An 18,101-nucleotide genomic window follows, 5' to 3' on the forward strand; every position below is an offset into this window, starting at 1 on the left:
TTTTAACAGAATGTTACAATATACACTCAGTCTGGTTTTATTTTTAGTTTCTCTCTTTTTTTCTTTAGCCTTCAGTCCGGAAAAAATATACCTCAATTCAGACATACTTTATCTTCCAACTCTTGTGTTGGACGTATTTAGAGACGGAGGCGACTTTTTTTCATGGTCTTTCACGCCTTCCCCTTATTTCTTTCCAGACCTTCCGATCATTTCCGCTTTATTACTGATCTTCGAAAACGCACAAAAAGCGTTAGTTGCATTCGCATTTATACAAACGGTCTTGTTCTTGATTTTAATAGAACGATTTTGGATTTTTGCGGAAGAAGAAATAAAACAAAAATCATTGAATCTAAAAGAAACAAGACAGATCAAATCTTGGGTATTGGTCTTAGTGTCTTTTATACTTTTGATGACAAAAAAATTTCCAGCTCTTTATATCCTATTTTTACCTTCCATACATTCAAGCGCTTTCTTGACTTCGTTATATGCCTGGCCGACAATACATAAAACATTCCAAAAACGTAAAATATGGATTTTATCTTTATGGATCACTTTTACGACCGCATCCGATCAAATTCTAATCGTAGAATTGATCATTCCAGGAATATTAGCGGGATTTTTACAACCGCAATTTTCATTCACTACTGAAACAAGAACCGACTCTAAATGGAAACGCTTTTTACCGGAAAGTTCAAAGATCTTATTTATATCCGGAATTGCTGGTTTAATTTTACATAGGATTTTAAAATCTTTTTTGTTTATAGAAAAACCGGGAAGAATTTCGATCCAAACTTCCATAATGCAGGCAACAAAAGACGTTACTCTTTTTTTAACCCAAGCACAAACCTGGATACTTTCCGGATTTCAAGAAAACATACCAATAGCCGCGATTCTAATTTTGATTCTACTAATCTCTTTGATAGTCGGTTTCATAAAAATTCAAAAAACAAAAACGATTTCTTTTTTATTTTTCTTTTTAGCGATACTATTTTTTTCTCCAATCCTAACCGGATCTTATATAGATGAATATAGCCTCCGTTATGCGACACCATCTTTAATATTAGCTCCGTTTTTTTTGATTTTTTTAGCCGGATTTCCAAAACGAATACTAACACCTTTGATTTTTATTACCTTCTTATACATAATTGGATCAAAAAAGATAACAAACGTCGAAAATGCGTTTTTTAAACTTTTCCGGACGATACCACAGGAAGCGTTGTGTATGGACCAAATAACAAGAAAAAGCCCTATTTCTATTGTTATTTCCGATTTTTGGACCTCAAAAAAGATTCGAGTCTTTTCTAAAGAAAAAATTCAGTCGATTCATGTTTCGTATGGAACATTAGAAGGTTCTCATACGATTTCAAATAGAGAGTGGTATTTTAAAGATGCTCCGGGGATCATCGCGGTTTTTACGGAAGGCTTAGGAGAGGATCGTGTATTGGAAATTTATGGAACACCATTCTCTATAACCAAATGTGGAGAAAAAAAACTTTATCTCTATAAGGATCATCAAAAAATTAAAGAGATCCTACGCAGACCTTTTTTAAAAAACAAAATAAAGAAACGGTTTTGATTCTGCAGTTAAAACCACAGCGATTATAAAACCTAAAACGCTTATAAAAGCGAATAAAACCAAAGGGAGATTCTCTCTAAAACGAGAGAAGGCCCCGTATAACTCCTCTTTTTTTCCAATCCAAGTAGCCAAAAACACAAAGAAAAAAATCATTAAAAATTGACTTTGCATTGTATAAGTCGGCTCAATCCCCCCATGAAATGAAAATAGAGTTTTTAAAAGCTCAATCGATCCAGAAAAAGTTCTCGATCTAAAAAAAACCCAAATCAAACAAATGGAAAGAATTACAAAAACTTGATATACTAAGTTGATACCGCGTTTTAAAAAAGAATTTTCTTTCCAAGGAAGATCAATCGAATCTTGCACATATTTTTCCAAAACAAGAAAAATTCCATGTAAAAAACCCCATACGATAAAATTCCAACTCGCTCCGTGCCAAAGTCCGCCCAAAATCATAGTAATCAAAAGATTTCGATATGTGATAAGATTCGAAATACGATTTCCTCCGAGAGGAATATAAAGATATTCCCTAAGCCAACCAGAAAGAGAAATATGCCATCTCTTCCAAAAATCCGAAAAACTCGTAGCTGTGTAAGGAAGTCTAAAATTTTCAGGTAAACGAACGCCTAAAAGAAGAGCCGAGCCAATCGCGATGTCCGCATAACCAGAAAAATCGCAGTAAATCTGAATCGAATAAGAGATAACTCCCATCCAAGCAAAAAAGGTCGAAACTGATTCTGGAAATTGATAAACGAAGTCAGAAATAGTAGAGATTCTATCCGCAATCACGGCTTTTTTTACGAGACCCGAAAGAATTAGCCAAAGTCCTTCCCGAATAGGAATGTATTTCCAAGAGAACATATTTTGTAAGGCAGGCAAAAGGATTCTCGCGGACACAATCGGACCGGCGACAAGTTGAGGAAAAAAGGAAAGAAACAACGCATATTGGAAAAAATTTTTTTCCGCCTGAATTTGTTTTCTATAAACGTCTATAGAATAACTCAACGATTGAAACGTATAAAATGAAACCCCAACCGGCAAAATCACCTTCAAACTCGGTGCAGAAAACTCCCAACCTAAAGAATGAAATAAAGTCAAAAACGAATCCGTAAAAAAATGAAAGTATTTAAAAAAACCTAAAACGGAAAGATTTCCAAATAAGGAAAGTATAAGAAGAAGTTTTCGCTTTGAAAGTGTTTCTTGAAAATTCAAAGCCATTCCCACGGAATAATCTAAAACCGTAGTAAAAAGAATCAAAATTCCAAATCGGTAGTCCCAAGAGAAATAAAAGAAATAACTAACACAAAGTAAAAAATAAAGAAGGATAGATTTTTTTTTGGGAAAGACCCAAGTAAGAATCCATCGAATACAACAAACGATTACAAAAAAAAGAAAGTATTGCGGAGTAGTAAAATTCATTTGAATCGTATCCAAAATCCGGGTAAAACAAAAATTCTTCAGCCGTTTTTCAACAATTCCGGCATCTACGATTCGATCACATGAAATAATACTACCGATTCTACAAAATTAAGTTCCTCAAACCTTTATCACAAGGCCTATTTGAGTGTAAAATAATAGGCACTTTTGTCATATAATTTTGGGTATAAGTTTTTTTCTAAAAGTTAGAATGTGAATCTTCATTCAAAAAACCATAAATTTCTGGCTTAGATTCAAAGTTATACAGACTTCTTACATTTTTACAAAATCGATGGTTACTGATTTTTTTCAGAAAAATGAATCATACGCCGAACTCACGTTATTTAATATTTCACCAAAGTACCGAATATGTGCCGCAATCAAAAAATCAACTATTTTTAATTTATTATTTAAGATTATTTTTAATCTATATTTTATGATTTATTTTTATGATTAAATTAAATCATAAATTTTATTGAGTTTATGTAGTTTTTTCTAAAATAACGTGAGCCTGATACAAAGAAACCTATGGTTCTAAAAATTGGACTTGAATTTTACAGATTAATTTATGGTGAGAATTGTCGTAAGTCACGATTTTACTAACAAATTTTAAAATTGGATGCGCTATTACTTTTAGAAAATCTTTATTCAGCCGAACTTATATTTAATATTTTCACTTTAGTCTTAAATGGTAATTCGTATGATTTTCTCGAAATATCACTTTTAATTTAAGGTAAAATACTCGTCAAACTTGATTATATACAATTTAAGCAATTTTTTATGATTAATTTTAGTTCAAAATATAATACTTTCCAATATCATTGAGTATGCTAATTAAAGATTATTTTTAATTAATTATTTGAGATTACTTATATTGTCCATTTATTTGCGACTCCACAATTAGGGCAAATTGCTGAAATTTCAGCTTTTACTCTTCGACCTTTTGCTGTTTCTATTTTCCCGATTGCTACAAATTCAAAATTTACCCCTTCAGGCACATAATGTCCCGCCCCATATTTAGCAGAACCTTCTATCATATAAGAACAAGCGTGGCATTTTACCCGCAATTTAATTACTTCAGCCATAACTTTTTAGCTTCTATTTTCGTAGATTCAAATAGTTCGTAAACCTTTTTCTGTCACTTTTGCATCCCCATGGATTTCGACTACTCATGACAAATTGGCATAGTTTCGTGCACACTCTATTGTGAGTTTAAAATCAGCCTTACTTGCTACAAGATAGCTTATACGCCCCAAAAATATAGAAATGAAATGCCTATAAATAAACAGGTCTTTTTAATTTTTATTTTATTCAAAGTTTATAAGTTTTCTCAGTTTGTTTGTTTTAAAATTCTAATCCGTAAGGATTTTTAAGAATTTGAATCACTCTATTTACATTTGCTTATTTTTGGTCACTTATTTTAAGATATACTTCCTTTTCTTTTCTATTTGTTTGAGACACCAATTATAAAAGCATTAGAAACAAATAGAAGTTCTTATATTTTTATACTAATTTTACAGGAAAATTCTCCTAATACTGATTTAATTTTTATGTCTTCAAACGCAGTATTCTTCTTTTATATGCCGTCTATATTGCATGCTTATTTTTGGACATTTATTTATTTGCCCACCCAAGCCCTCGCTTGTAACACCTTCCCTTTTTTGGTAAGCTTTTTCGTCACTTAATGACGATTATCCGGCATTTAAATTTTTATTTTTTGTCCTGTAGTCAGCACAGGGCTTTTTTAACGTTTTGGGGCTTTTTTAGATCCTTCTTTTTTGAAAGGCATTTTTAATATCTCAGTTGTCTGTGTTTGTTTTTCAGGAGGCTTAAGATTATTTATTGGCGAATCAAAATTTGTATCAATACCTTGTTTTTTATTTCTTTTAACCATATATACAAAATGTCGAATATACTGCCCGTAAGGCTCGGGTAAAGTTTTGGGATCAAAGTCCAACGGATTGTCTAAAAGAGATTTTACAACAACTTGGCTTAGATCCTCTTTACTCGTCATCATAATTGTTTCTAAACGTCTGCAAATCTCATAATCGTTTACTTCAAGAGACATCTTTTTCATCGCGTTTAGCAATTTTTGAAAAGATGACCGTTTCACTTTAGAAGCCATAAACAAAGATTTTCAACTGCGGCTTGAAAAACAAACAAATTTAGAATTTTATCCGACAACAGAATTCTGATAGAAGAAATTATTGAATTGAAAAGCGGGACTTTGAAAACGAGTAGATTCATTAATAGATGATGATTGAACATTGAAAGAAAGAATTTCAATTTTAATAGAAAGACCCTTTGGTTCGGATATTATTGCCAATACAATCCCATCACTTCTTAATTTCCAAGACAAACGATCGACAAGGTTGTAACCCCTTCCCCAGGTCTGCCAAAACACAGATGGATCATTCTCCCGTTTCCAATCTGCAGTAGAAAATTTTTCTTCAAGCCTTGGCAGAAATTTCAGCCTCTCTACTTTTACAATATTTTGGCGAGAATTGGTCCAAAATCTTTGGTCTTGAACTAAACAAAATTTGCTATGTGCTATATATTTTTTTTCTAATTCAATGGAATGTAAAAGAGAATCCTCAAATGTTAGAAATAGTTTTGGACTAAATGGATCTTTCTGGAATAAAAATACGGCCATACAGTTTTTTGAATCAAAAGGCTGACCTCTATCTAAGATAAAAAGACAAACATCGGTTTTTTCTAAGATTGAAACTAAATTCTTTGTTAAAACTGCCACTGGAGAAATAAAATTTTGTGAACTCCCGTAAAAGAAAAAGGGAATACCAAAATTAAAACCGTATAAATGTAAAAACCTATTTTCAATCAAAATTGGAGATCTTTGATCTTTTAAATCCAAAGGAGAAACTTTTCTGTGAGCCGAATTCGATGAATGATTACTTTTTGTTACGACAACAGTATCTGAATTCAAAACAAGGAAATCTTCTTGGTCTAAAGCTACAAGTGAATCGGAAACAGAAATCGATAAAACACGATTCACTTCTGTTTGATGAACAAGAACATCCGAAATTTCTAAAACATCATTTTTAGAAGCGTACAATGTATGGAACAAACCGAGCCCCAAAAATAAGAGCAAAAATCGTGCCAAAAATGATGTTTTGATTCTAAAAAACATAGCAATTTTCTATAATTTGCCTGTTTTTCAAGAAAAAGGAAGCTTTTTTTAGTATTTTTTGAAAGTTTTTTAAGAAATCATTTCAGGCGCTTTTGCGAAAAAGACGCTTTACCCGGAGTTTCCATTCCCAAAGGATAATCCCCTTTTCTTCTTCTTGTGCACGATCCTGTTCTTTTTCAAGAAGCGCATAACACATACTTGCAATTTCAGGTCCAAAGTTTTTTTCAAGCTCCACTTCAAATTCGTGAATTTTCATTTCAAGAATTAACTCCGCAAGACGAAAACCTTCGTCCAAATTGAGAAGCTTTTGTTTTACTTGTTTTAACTCGTCTTTTTCAAACTCGTTTCGAATCATCACCGCAAAAAAAGTTCGAATAAAAGAAACCTCTTCCGGCTTTAATTGAAAATCTAAAAGTAATTGTTTTACTTTTTCGAGATCCATTCTTCTTAAATGGATCCGAGCTAAAAAAACAGGATTTCCGGAATGAATATTTAAATTTCCAGAATCCATAATGTCTGCAGCTCGAACTTTGTTAAAATCCACAATTCCAGATTCTTTCCCTTTATCCGGTTCGGTGGAAGTTTCAGGAGTTTTATGAGAAACTACTTTTTTCCGAACGATCAACATGTTCAAAGAAGGAAACCTAATTTTCAGCGCGATCAGATCTTGACGTGGATAAGACTCATCCAAAACAAGATGATGCATTTCTATACCCTCATCTTTAGATCGAATCAACCCTTCACTATTTTGAAAATGATATACCACAACTGGAAGAACGTCACAATCACTCCCACTATTTAAAAAAATAGTTCTAACTTCGTTTCCGGAATTAGAATGTTGATATGGGATTACGAGCTTACTTTGTTTTACATTTACGAAACTCAATTCGCCTAAACGAAAATGAGAAAGATTAAATTGAGACCCCAAAAAAGCGATCCTAGGAACCGAAACTACAATCGAATTATTTTTGGAACCGCGAGGAACCTCTGGTCCTTTTTGGGTAAAAACGACATAGGTCATTTTTGCAAGACGAACTTTGACTAAAAATCCGCCAGGAGTTTTTCGTTCTTCATAGAGAGAATCGAGATCCACGTTAACCAATCTCCAATTGTTTAAGTTTGTACTGCAAAGACCCTCTGGAAATACCAAGGGCACGAGCCATTCGAATCTGATTTCCACCGAATAATTTTTGAGCCAGAAGAATTTTCTGCCTTTCGACAGCTTCCACCGCCGTTCGGAGGTCAAGATCCTCAGAATCCGGAATCGTTAAAACCCGATCTCGAATTTCTTTTCGATCTAAAATTTCAATTTCTGAACCGGAAGAACTCAAAATAGATTCTTCTAAAAGATTACGCAAGCTAGAAAGATTTTTATCAAAATTCATCGTAAGAATCTTTTGCAAATTTTTCTCCGATAATCGAAGATCTTCACGGCCCATAGATTCTTTCAATTCTTCCAAAATCAATTGAACCAAAGAATTTATTTGTGGAGAATGAAATGAGTCCAAACTAGGAATAAAAATCGTCCTCTGCAGCAAAAATTCCCGAAAAGGTTTGAAAATTTCAAAAGATTCAACGCCCTGAGTTTCCGTAAAAATCAACCTAGAATCAACAGTACCTTCGGAAAGAAGTTTGAAAAAAAACTTCTGATGAATGGAAGAAAATTTTTCAGTACCTTCAATTAAAATTGAACCGGAATCGGTCATACGGATCCATTCGTCTAAAGACTTTTCCAATTTAGAAATTTGTTCTGGTAAAAAGCCAATGACTAAAATTCCTTTTTCCGGACTCAGACTTCGATGCAACCATTTGCCCAAAGTTTTTTTTCCAGAACCAGAAGGACCCGAAATCCTAACCCAAGAATTTTTACTTTTGAGCCAATCAGGTAAAGACAAAATCCCACACGCCTCGGCCAAAAACTCCCCAATACCTTCTTTCTTAAAATCGGTACGAATCGAAGACGAAGAATGAGCACGCAAAACAGAAATATTTGATCGCGGACCCTCAGACATTATCTTTGAAAGCAAAGCCCAAAGTGTAATAATTGCGTCAGAAGGTTTTTCTAAAAATTCGACTAGAAAAAAACCTTCTAAAAAAGAATCTCCTCGAATAGCACCAACTAAACAACCAACAGAGTTCGGATGAAAAAGATCATGTTCAGTAGAAGAAAACCAAAATGGAAAAAAATCAGGACTCGAATTAAGCCTATCCAAATTTCCAGTAGGCCTAGATAAAAAAGAATAAAAAAAGCCGTCTTCGCCATAACCAACGCTGGAAATTTCTTCCAAAGATTTACCTCCGTCAAAACTCAGAGTAAGAACTCCACAAACTCCGTTGGAAATACGAATCCATTCATCTAAAGCATTGGAAAAATCTTCCTTTTTACTTTTAGAGGAAGAATATTCCGAAAAGAATAGATTGAATAAAGACGGGTGCACAAAAGAAAGATGTTTAAAATTAAGCATCTTGTCAACTAAGTACAGAGGCCATGTCGGACATCCGACACTTTAAATAAATTACAAGAAATTGTAGGAAAAAATATCAATTTTAGATAAATGATTGAATATAAAAAAAGCATGTTCCCATTTGGAAATAAGATCGAGACAAGACGGTTTATTTAATTCTTAAAACAAAATTTCTGCAAATCAAATCCGGCAAAGATAAGGATTCAATGTCGGATATCCGACAATAGAACATAAGGTAGAATTCATGATAGTCGTATCTATAGCAAATCAAAAAGGCGGAGAAGGTAAAACTACAACTTCTCTTAATTTATCCATGGGGCTGGCGAGAAGAGGAAAAAAAACCCTACTCGTCGACATAGATCCCCAAGCAAATTCAACCGGCATTTTTACCAATCCGGAAAATTTAGAGAAATCTATGCACGGAGTTTTTAACTCAAGAATGACAATCAAAGAAATCATGATAGAAACGAGACAACCTGATCTTTTTTTGGCACCTTCTAAAATGAATCTTGCCGAAGTAGAAACACTTTCCGGAAGCTCAGTAGACGCGCCTTATATCCTAAGAGACTCACTACAAGGATTGGAAGGAATTGATTTTTGCATCATCGACTGCCCGCCTAGTTTATCCATTTTTACGATCAACGCACTTGTTGGCTCTAATTATGTACTTATCCCACTTCAAGCTGAAAAATTTTCGGTCGATGGAATTGTAGGACTCCAACAAACAATCACTAGCATAAAAAAAAGAATAAACCCAAATCTAGAAATTTTAGGTGCCTTAGTTACACAACTCAAACCCCAGACCTTACTGACAAAAACAATTGTTCCCGTTTTGACAAAATATTTTCGAATTTTTGAAACGAGCATTTCAGACGGAGTAGCAGTCGGAGAATCCCATCTAGCTAAAAAATCTGTATTTGAATATAACAAAACGAGCAAACAAGCCCAAGAATATGAAGGATTTATAGAGGAGTTTTTAAATGAGCTCAAAAAGTAAACGACTTGGTTCTCTCGCAGATGTTTTCCAAGCAGAAAAACTTGAAGGAACCGTTCGAAAAATTCGACTTGATAAAATACTTCCGTCGGAAAACCAACCTAGGCAAGACCGAAAAAAAGGTGTAGACGACCTTGCAAGAAGTTTGGAAAAAGATGGGCTTTTACAACCAATTATCGTAACAAAACAAAATCCAGAAGATGAAAACTATAGAATTGTAGCTGGAGAAAGAAGATATCACGCAGCAAAACAATTAGACTGGACAGAAGTAGAATGTAAAATTTTAGACCGAGACGAAAAAGAAACATTCCGACTTGCTATCATAGAAAACCTCCAAAGAGAAAACTTATCACCCTATGAAGAAATAGAGGCCATGTCACATTTAAAGACAAGTTTCAAATATACGGATCAAGAATTAGGAACTCTTTTTGGAAAAAGCAGAAGTTACATGACAGAACTCCTTGGAATTTCCAGCTTAAGCAAAGAAGAACTTAGATCCTGCAAAGAAGCGGGAATTGAAGGTAAAAATTTACTAATCCAAGCGGTTGCCGCATCTCGAAAAGGGACTTTTTTCGAATTCTTAAATTTATTTCAGACAGGTGCGTTAAAAACCGTAAAAGATGCAAAATCTTTTAACCGGGAAGAAGAAAACTTATTTACACCTAAAATTGCAACCAACACAAATTCTAAAACATCAAATTCAAAACTAACAGAATATAAAATTACCAAAAAACAAGGCCTCATTCAAATTACTTCTCACGACGAAGCATTGTTAGGCGAGATTTTAAAATTGATAAAAAAAGAAATTCGCAAAAAATTCGGGGACACGTAAATCTGATGTCGCTTAACAAAATGATTAAGCGACATTAAAGTACATACAAGTACTTAGTAAAAGAAAAACTAAAAACAAGAGAAAAATAAACCAATGGGTTGACAAACCCACTCTTAAAATGTTTAATGTGACATAATATAGTAAACGGAAATATAGTACCTTTCTCCAGCGAGAGAGGTTTAAAGATATTATTTTAGCGTGAGTTCGATAAAAAATGAATGTGGAAATCACAAACAAAATTAACCGAGAATCATCAAATCCACTAATAGACTGAGAAATTTTAAAACTCAGCTGAAATCGAACTTACGTTATTAAAATCCGGACAAAAAAATTCCCCTGGCCTGAACCAGGGGCCGGATTCTCCCGAAGGAATGTTGTTGGATGAGACATAACTATCATTATGTCGGATAATGTCAACTATCTTCGGGATTTTTGCTTAAAATTAATGTACTTTCTAATAAGGAAGGATTCCGAAAGCCGATGGGTGAGCATTATCCATACATAAAAATTTTTGCAGATATTATAGAATCTGGGGCCTGGGCCAATTTATCGTCAGCAGCTAAAACACTCTATTTAGTATTGCTTAAATTTAGTGATCAGCATTTTAAACCAGTCTGGCCGAGCACAGAAGTACTATTAAGATTAACGGGCTTTAAAACTAAAAAATCAATCATACAGGGAAAAAGAGATCTGATTCAAGCGGGACTACTTCAAGTTACTCCAGGAACCGGACATACAAGTTCACGTTATTATTTTTGCTTTAACTACCCCGGATCCAAAATTCCACCTCAGGGGTATAATTTTGGAAACCCAGGGGGTGGGGAAAAAGAAACCCAGGGGGTGGGGAAAAATGGCTCTCAGGGGTCTGGAGAAGTAACCCCAAACCATATAAATATAACAATTACAAATAACCAGCACCAAGAACCAGAAAAAACAAAAAAACAAGTAAGTTTAGATGAATTAGGAAAAGAATACGGACCGGCAACTCTAACAGAAGCGCTCGCTATAGCCAAAGGACGTGGAATGGAAACGAATCTAAGGTATGTAAAAGGAATATGTAAGAATTTAACAAAAACAAATGAGAGCCTTGTGCCGGAATTTAATCAAAACCAAGGAGAACCTTATGAAAAAGAAACAACTTGGAATGGTTTTTTGCGTTGGTCAAAAGATCGATTGACCAAGTCCAGTATAGAGACCCTGGAAAAAATTAGGGTCGAACCAGATGGAAGAACACTTTGTATCTTAGATCCAGTTACAGAATCCTTACGGATGATTATAGCAAAGTACTTCACAGAGGAAATCCGTCCTCCGATATTGGTTATATTTTCCGCGAAAAACGAAGAAAATCGAATTACTTCCACAAAACACTAAAAAAGAAAAACCAGGGAAAATCTTGAATGAATTCTGAATCAATTCGAATCAGCCACCCCGATTTGATCAAAATCCGCGAAATCAAATCGACAGGAACTTATGACCTAAAAGATGGAAAATTACTCCGCTACTCCGAAATTAAAAATTCACCAGGGATCTCTTCATTAACACTTCATTTCGATAGTGTCTCCAGTCTCAATCAAATCCGTCTTCATTCAAATTCTCAAGAAATTGCTTTTTTTCCAGATACGTTTCGATTTGAAATTTCCATGGACGGAATTGTTTGGGAACCAATTTTGCAAGAGACAGGATTCAAACGCTTAAATCAAAAAACAGGGCAATGGAACTTTTCACTCGTTCAAGCAAAATACTTGAAATTAATCAGTCAAGTCTCCGAAAAAGATAATTCAGGGAAATACAAAATTTCTCTCGGTCAATTGGAAGTTGGAATTTCAGGAATCGTTAAGATTCAAGTCAGTTCTGAACAAGATCGATTTTGGGTAAAAGAAAATCTAATAGATCAAAGACCTGACTATGGTTGGTCATCTAAAGAAACTTCAAAACCGGGGGAAGAATTTTTACTGATCGATTTAGGGTCTATCAGTCGAGTCAACGAATTACGCCTCCTGACTCCAAACCTCGACCCAACTTTTTTTCCGGAAAGTTTTACGGTTTATTACAGTGAAGATGATCTTTCTTGGAATCAATTATTGGAAGAAAACCAATTCTTGTCGGAGCCAGGAGTTTGGTATCAATGGAGATTTTTGCCAACTAACGTACGTTATTTGAAGTTAGTTGCTCGGCAAAAAGAGAAAAAAAATCAGGAATTTTACCAGACCAAAATTGTAGAGTTAGAATTGTATGCGACGCCAGATCTCAACGATTTGACAAACAAGCCCACCGCAGAGCCTCTACCCTACGCCACGGTTCTGAGGTCTGGTCTGGTTCGTCTTGCAGTAGATGGGGAAAATTCAGAAGGTGCTGCGGTTCAATCAAACGATCGAAGACTTAGAGATGCTTCTACTGAATATAAAGGAATTGTAGAACTTGCCGGAGACGGAGAAGAAAAAGAAGGATTAGTTGTACAGGGAAATGACAAACGACTAAAACACGCCACTGAGCTGGCTTACGGCTTGGTCCGGCTGGCTTCCAATGGCGAAAATCGGGCAGAACGGGTTGTGCAAGGAAATGATGACCGTTTGCGGACAGCTACTGTATCCAGTCTTGGGATTGTAGAGCTGGCAGAGAATGGAGAAACAAAAGAGGGAGTTGTAGTTCAAGGAAACGACGATCGATTGAAAATTGCCACGTCTAAAAAATATGGATTGGCAATTCTTTCGGAACCAGGTGCAGCTGAACCGGGAAAGGCAGTTACTGCAGATGATCCTAGATTGAGAAATGCCACTACTGAATTTCCTGGGATTGTGCGTTTTGCAAAAAATGGAGAAGAATCTTCAGAGGCTGCAGTTCAAGGAAATGATAAACGACTAAAACACGCCACAACCGAAACATATGGAATTGTTCAATTGGCGCAATCAGGGGAATCTAAAGAAGGAGTTGTGGTTCAAGGAAATGATAAACGACTTCGGAATGCCACTACCTCTTATCCTGGAATTGTAGAATTTGCAACTCTTGGCAATTCAGTACCTGGGAAAGTTGTTTCTGCAGACGACCCTAGATTATCTGATAAAAGAGATCCTAAACCTCATACTCACGATTATGCACCTATCGGCCATGATTTTAGTTCTCATACTGGTCTACTGAAAGTAAAGGGAAATACCGAAGCGGCTTATACAAATATTTCTCCTCCTCCAGAAAATCATTCTCCAATTTACGGAAGAAATGAAAGTGAAAAAGGAGCTGGTGTTGTAGGTGTTGCACGGAACACGGGGTTAATTGGTTATGGCGAAAAGTTTGGGGTTCGAGGAGATTCTTCTTCTGTAGATAAAGATTCCGCAGGTGTTATCGGTCTCGCCAAACGTGGGTTTGGTGGAATTTTTCATTCTAGATCAGGAGTTGCCCTTTTGGCGTCAGGCAAAGGAATTCCTTCTTTGGGAGAAACTGGATCCGGGAAGGCTCTGGTAGCAGAAGGCGAATCTGAGTTTTTAGGTACTGTTCGAATTTCGACAGGAAAAAATACGGATTGTATCGCAAGATTTTTTCCTGTAAATCCATCGGATGTAATTTCTGAAGGGGATATTTTAGTGATGGGAGAAGATGGTAGGTTGCAAAAAGCAAAATCGGCTAACGCAACACATACGATCGGAGTAGCTGTGAAATCGGCGGCTCTTCTATTTGGTAGTCAACCCTCTTCTTCTGATGGACCTCATTGGTTAGTTGCGGTTTCAGGAGTTGCAACCGTAAATGCGGATGCATCTGCTTACCCGATTCAACCTGGAAATTTATTGGTGACTGGTTTGACCGGTGGACATGCTGTTCGAATTTCGGCGGAATCTTTACGTCCAGGTTCACTTTTTGGAAAAGCTCTAACTTCTCTTCGTAGTGGCCGAGGACAAATCCAAATTCTTCTTTGTTTTCAATAATCGGGAGTTTATGAAAAAGGTATCTGAAATTTACGGTTCCGCAAAGGGGCCAGTGTATTCGTTTGAGTTCTTTCCTCCAAAAACTCCGGAAGGAGATTCAAAATTGATGGAGACCGTGAAAGAATTGTCTTTACTCAATCCTGATTTTGTTACGGTTACATATGGAGCTGGAGGCTCTACAAGAGACAAAACCGTACAGATTTTGTCTCAAATTTCTAAGGATTATTCTTTCCCTACGGTTTCTCATTTTACCTGTGTAGGAGCTAACAAAAATCAGATTCTTGAAACTTTGAAAGGGATTCGATCATCCGGGATTCTAAACCTGATGGCATTGCGTGGAGATCCGCCAAAAGGAGAAGGAGAATTTAAAAAAGTAGAAAATGGTTTTGGGAATGCAACGGAGCTCGTTTCTTTTATTCGTTCTGAGAAGTTAGACTTTTGCATTGGAGGTGGTTGTTATCCCGAAAAACATCCGAATGCAAAAACTTTAGAAGAGGATGTAGAAAATTTAAAGCTGAAAGTGGATGCAGGGACTGACTTTTTAGTGTCTCAACTTTTTTTTGTGAATTCTATTTTTGAAAACTTTTTGAATTTAGTTAGAAAGGTCGGAATTCAAGTTCCTGTTATTCCAGGGATTATGCCAATCACTTCTTTTTCTCAGATTGATAGATTTCGTTCTATGGCCGGTTGTGAATTCCCCTCTTCTCTCATCCAAGACTTGCAAGAAGTAGAACATCGTCCCGAAGAATTTTACAGAAGAAGTTTAAACTTTTCTGTAAAACAATGTAGAGAGTTATTGGCGATGGGAGTTCCAGGAATTCATCTTTATACTCTCAATCAATCACACGCTAGTTACGACATCGTAAGGGAACTCAAAGGTGAATCTGCTTAGAGGTTTGTATCCTGTGTTGTTCCCTTTTGTTATAGAATTGAACATTAGAGTTGCTTAAAAATTAATTTTCGGTCTTGCTTCTGTTTCATGAAATGATCGATTGAAGTAGTTTTGTTAATTGCTGCTATAGGTTATGGAATTTTTCAATAACTCTATTATAAATTTTGATACGAGTTTTTGTTTTGGAAGTAGGATTAGGCCAGACTATCTTAAAGCCTAGGATGTGGGAGCTCCCACAAACCACAATTTTACGAACTGCTACTTTTAGAAAATTTTTTCTTAGGTCGGACTCACGTTAAAATAGGATTTAAATTTTGATGTTCGCAAAACAGAGGTTTTGTGCAAAAATCAGATTGGACGATAATTCTTTTGTATTTAGTAGTTCCGACAATTTTCAAAGTTTAACTGTAAACCCACGATTTGTGAGAGTCCCCACGTCTATTTTTTACGAAAGAAATTGACCTAGGATAAAACGGATTCCTTACATTGAATTCACGTTAAAATATATGAGAGTTATTTAAAGTTAGTTTTCTTTCGTTTTTTCATTGAAGCAAATGGATAAAATCGTTTGTAGATTTTTCAATAGTTCTACGTTAATGGAGGAGAAATCTACTGTTGAAAATGACTGGTTTTGTTTGATTTAAAAGAGTTCTTTTTCTTTTCCAGGTGGTAAAAAACCTGCGTTTACACCTTTCTGATACAATGCGAGAATTGCGTCTCTACCTTCGGTTCCAAGGGAACGAGTGAATTGGTTCACATAAAGATCGATATGTGAGTCTACAACTTCTCGTGTAGTGTCTTGAGAATGTTTGAGTATGTATTCGTAAGTGTCTTCTCGATTTTTATAAGCAAGGTCCAGACTTAACTTTAAAGCGGAATCAAAACTTTCCTTCCATTCTTTTTCTATCTCTCTTTGGAATGCAATAGCGCCTAACGGAATATGTTTGCCTGTTGTTTCTTCCCACCATTCGCCTAAGTCTTGTAATTTGGATAGGCCTTGTTTTTCATAAGTAAACCTTTCTTCATGAATCAAAACTCCTAAGTCTGATTCTCCTGATAAAAGAAGTGGAATGATTTTATCGTAACGAACCGGAACCGGATGGAAATCGTTATTTAGAAAAAGTTTTAAAAGAAGATTCGCAGTTGTCAATTCCCCTGGAATGAGAATTTTTTTCCCCTTGGGGTTTCCTATTTTTTTTTCTTTTTTATAAACGAGTATAGGCCCACAATTTCTGCCTAGTGCAGAACCCGAATCTAATATGGAATACTGATTCATTACTGAAAAGTACGCTGCGAAAGAAAGTTTTGTTACTTGGTATTTCCCTTGTAGAGCTGCTCGGTTTAATCGTTCTACGTCGTGAAGTTCTTCCTGAACTTGAAACTGTTTTGTCGCCTTGCCTGTTGTTAGGTGGTAGAATAAAAATGTATCGTTTGGACAAGGAGAATAGGCTAAACTGAATTCCATAATGTTTTTACTAAGTTTAAATTTTTTGTCTTAAAAAGAAAGTATCTTCTTACAATTATTTTACAGATGAACTTTTTGTAAAATGTGGTAGTTCCCACATACGACTTTTTTAGGGAAGATTTTAATTTAAAACTTCAAAGTAGGGTTCATGTGGGAATTTCGCTGTTTTTAAAATCAGGCTTTTTATTGATAACTATATAACAAAGGAACTAGCATTTTGCGCTTACTACTAGGACGTTAAAAAAGAAACCTGGGTTAATCTTAACTATAACTCCTGGATTTTTGGAGAAAAAAATCATTCTCTAAATTTTTAGATTCTGGTGAATTGAAAAAATCCATGTCTTTTGACCCTACTCAAATTCATACCATTGCAGTCGATTTAGACGGAACCCTTCTCAATTCTAAAAGTAAAATTTCTTCTTTAACTCACGCAGTCCTTCAAAAGGCGATTGACCAAGGAAAAAATTTAGTGATCGCTACTGGGAGAAGATTTTACTCTACTTTTGGTTTTGCAAAAGAATTCAAAGGAGAACTTCATGTAGTGTCCAACAACGGGCAGATCTTACGTAAGTCTCCGAGTGCAGAAAGAATTTCCGAAAGTTATCTGGGGTTAGAAGTCGTTCAGAAAATTCTTCAAATAGGAAAAGAATTTCATACACCTCCTATCTTGCACGTGGATCAATTTGAAGAAGGTGTGGATATGCTTACCGAAATTCCAATTACTGATCGGATGTATCATAATTATTCCGGTGGAGATCATTCCAGAACAAAGGAAATCGGAGATTTTTTCTCCACAGATCTCGAAAAAATTTTAATCATCTGTTTTCTTTCTCTTCATAAAAAAGATTTGGATTCTCTTATTTGTAAAATCCATTCTCTCCCGGAGTCCTGTGAACTTAGATGTATTCTCACTAAAATTCCTGGAGTTTCTTATTGTGTAGAAATCATCAATGTCTCTGTATCTAAGTGGTCTGGAATTTCCAAATTTCTTTCCTTAAAAGGTTTGGATGGAAAAGGTGTGATTTCTTTTGGAGACGAAAGGAATGATCTTGAAATGATTCTTCATTCCGGTGTCGGTTTTGCGATGAAAAACGCGATTCCTGAAATCAAAAATTCCACAAAACACGTTACGCGATATAGCAATGAAGAAGATGGAGTCGCCCTGGCTTTAGTGGAAAATAGGGTCGTTATTTTTTGAAGTAGAAGACGGTGCGGCGTTGCAACTTTTACACGCTCCGTTATAACAACCAAAGTCTTCTTCTTTGGAATTGGTCGGTTTGCCGACCAGTTCTCGAAAAACGGACAATAATGGAAAAAAAAGCCGAATTACCGTTAGGCTAACGATTCCATATACGATCCAATCTTGTATTTGCAGACTTAGGTGCATAAGCCTAAATTG

At 35.4% G+C, this 18,101-nt stretch carries 15 protein-coding genes; 7 read left to right on the plus strand and 8 right to left on the minus strand.

Annotation, left to right across the window (positions count from 1 at the left end; genetic code table 11):
• Positions 1 to 10 precede the first annotated feature (10 nt).
• Positions 11 to 1,576 carry a hypothetical protein gene (locus BW942_RS01420; protein WP_000942520.1) on the plus strand — a complete coding sequence of 522 codons (1,566 nt, stop codon included), beginning with the start codon at positions 11 to 13 and terminating at the stop codon, positions 1,574 to 1,576.
• On the opposite strand, the gene BW942_RS01425 is transcribed toward BW942_RS01420, so the two are convergent.
• The 6 genes from BW942_RS01425 to BW942_RS01455 form a co-directional block, all read right to left on the minus strand.
• Entirely contained in the window at positions 1,547 to 2,995 is a 1,449-nt protein-coding gene (locus BW942_RS01425) for an MBOAT family O-acyltransferase (RefSeq protein WP_029783297.1), read from the minus strand. The genes BW942_RS01420 and BW942_RS01425 overlap by 30 nt on opposite strands.
• An 866-nt stretch (positions 2,996 to 3,861) precedes the next feature.
• Positions 3,862 to 4,077, minus strand: a complete 216-nt coding sequence (locus BW942_RS01430) for a hypothetical protein (RefSeq protein WP_000852544.1) — start codon at positions 4,075 to 4,077, stop codon at positions 3,862 to 3,864.
• 659 nt (positions 4,078 to 4,736) lie between these two features.
• Positions 4,737 to 5,117 (minus strand): phosphatidylinositol phospholipase, encoded by a 381-nt coding sequence (locus BW942_RS01435; protein ID WP_000157338.1) that lies wholly within the window; start codon positions 5,115 to 5,117, stop codon positions 4,737 to 4,739.
• A gap of 48 nt (positions 5,118 to 5,165) precedes the next feature.
• A complete protein-coding gene (locus BW942_RS01440) occupies positions 5,166 to 6,140 on the minus strand; it encodes a hypothetical protein (RefSeq protein ID WP_000466085.1) in 975 nt (324 codons plus the stop codon).
• Positions 6,141 to 6,222: 82 nt separating this feature from the next.
• Positions 6,223 to 7,233 carry a hypothetical protein gene (locus tag BW942_RS01450; RefSeq protein ID WP_001968786.1) on the minus strand — a complete coding sequence of 337 codons (1,011 nt, stop codon included), beginning with the start codon at positions 7,231 to 7,233 and terminating at the stop codon, positions 6,223 to 6,225.
• A 1-nt stretch (position 7,234) separates the two neighbouring features.
• Positions 7,235 to 8,605, minus strand: coding sequence for a helix-turn-helix domain-containing protein (locus tag BW942_RS01455; protein WP_000931504.1), 1,371 nt, complete (start codon positions 8,603 to 8,605; stop codon positions 7,235 to 7,237).
• Between the two features lie 244 nt (positions 8,606 to 8,849).
• On the opposite strand from BW942_RS01455, the gene BW942_RS01460 reads away from it, so the two are divergent.
• The 5 genes from BW942_RS01460 to metF all read left to right on the plus strand — a co-directional run bounded on the left by BW942_RS01460 (position 8,850) and on the right by metF (position 15,237).
• Positions 8,850 to 9,602 carry a ParA family protein gene (locus BW942_RS01460; protein WP_000637632.1) on the plus strand — a complete coding sequence of 251 codons (753 nt, stop codon included), beginning with the start codon at positions 8,850 to 8,852 and terminating at the stop codon, positions 9,600 to 9,602.
• Positions 9,586 to 10,431, plus strand: coding sequence for a ParB/RepB/Spo0J family partition protein (locus BW942_RS01465; protein WP_000095801.1), 846 nt, complete (start codon positions 9,586 to 9,588; stop codon positions 10,429 to 10,431). Before BW942_RS01460 ends, BW942_RS01465 begins: the two co-directional genes overlap by 17 nt.
• A 480-nt stretch (positions 10,432 to 10,911) precedes the next feature.
• Positions 10,912 to 11,802 carry a helix-turn-helix domain-containing protein gene (locus BW942_RS01475; RefSeq protein ID WP_002094852.1) on the plus strand — a complete coding sequence of 297 codons (891 nt, stop codon included), beginning with the start codon at positions 10,912 to 10,914 and terminating at the stop codon, positions 11,800 to 11,802.
• 26 nt (positions 11,803 to 11,828) lie between these two features.
• Entirely contained in the window at positions 11,829 to 14,345 is a 2,517-nt protein-coding gene (locus BW942_RS01480) for a discoidin domain-containing protein (protein WP_001083720.1), read from the plus strand.
• Between the two features lie 10 nt (positions 14,346 to 14,355).
• Entirely contained in the window at positions 14,356 to 15,237 is an 882-nt protein-coding gene (metF, locus tag BW942_RS01485) for a methylenetetrahydrofolate reductase [NAD(P)H] (protein ID WP_000757856.1), read from the plus strand.
• A gap of 640 nt (positions 15,238 to 15,877) precedes the next feature.
• Here metF and BW942_RS01490 read toward each other — a convergent pair.
• Positions 15,878 to 16,702, minus strand: coding sequence for a 1,4-dihydroxy-6-naphtoate synthase (locus BW942_RS01490; protein WP_000395994.1), 825 nt, complete (start codon positions 16,700 to 16,702; stop codon positions 15,878 to 15,880).
• Between the two features lie 337 nt (positions 16,703 to 17,039).
• Between BW942_RS01490 and BW942_RS01495 the strand changes: the two genes are divergently transcribed.
• Positions 17,040 to 17,900, plus strand: a complete 861-nt coding sequence (locus tag BW942_RS01495; protein ID WP_000007034.1) for a Cof-type HAD-IIB family hydrolase — start codon at positions 17,040 to 17,042, stop codon at positions 17,898 to 17,900.
• Here BW942_RS01495 and BW942_RS01500 read toward each other — a convergent pair.
• Positions 17,871 to 18,089: a hypothetical protein gene (locus BW942_RS01500; protein ID WP_000550727.1), complete on the minus strand. Its 219-nt coding sequence runs from the start codon at positions 18,087 to 18,089 to the stop codon at positions 17,871 to 17,873. The genes BW942_RS01495 and BW942_RS01500 overlap by 30 nt on opposite strands.
• Positions 18,090 to 18,101 lie beyond the last annotated feature (12 nt).

The organism is Leptospira interrogans (assembly GCF_900156205.1).
Lineage (GTDB): Bacteria > Spirochaetota > Leptospiria > Leptospirales > Leptospiraceae > Leptospira > Leptospira interrogans.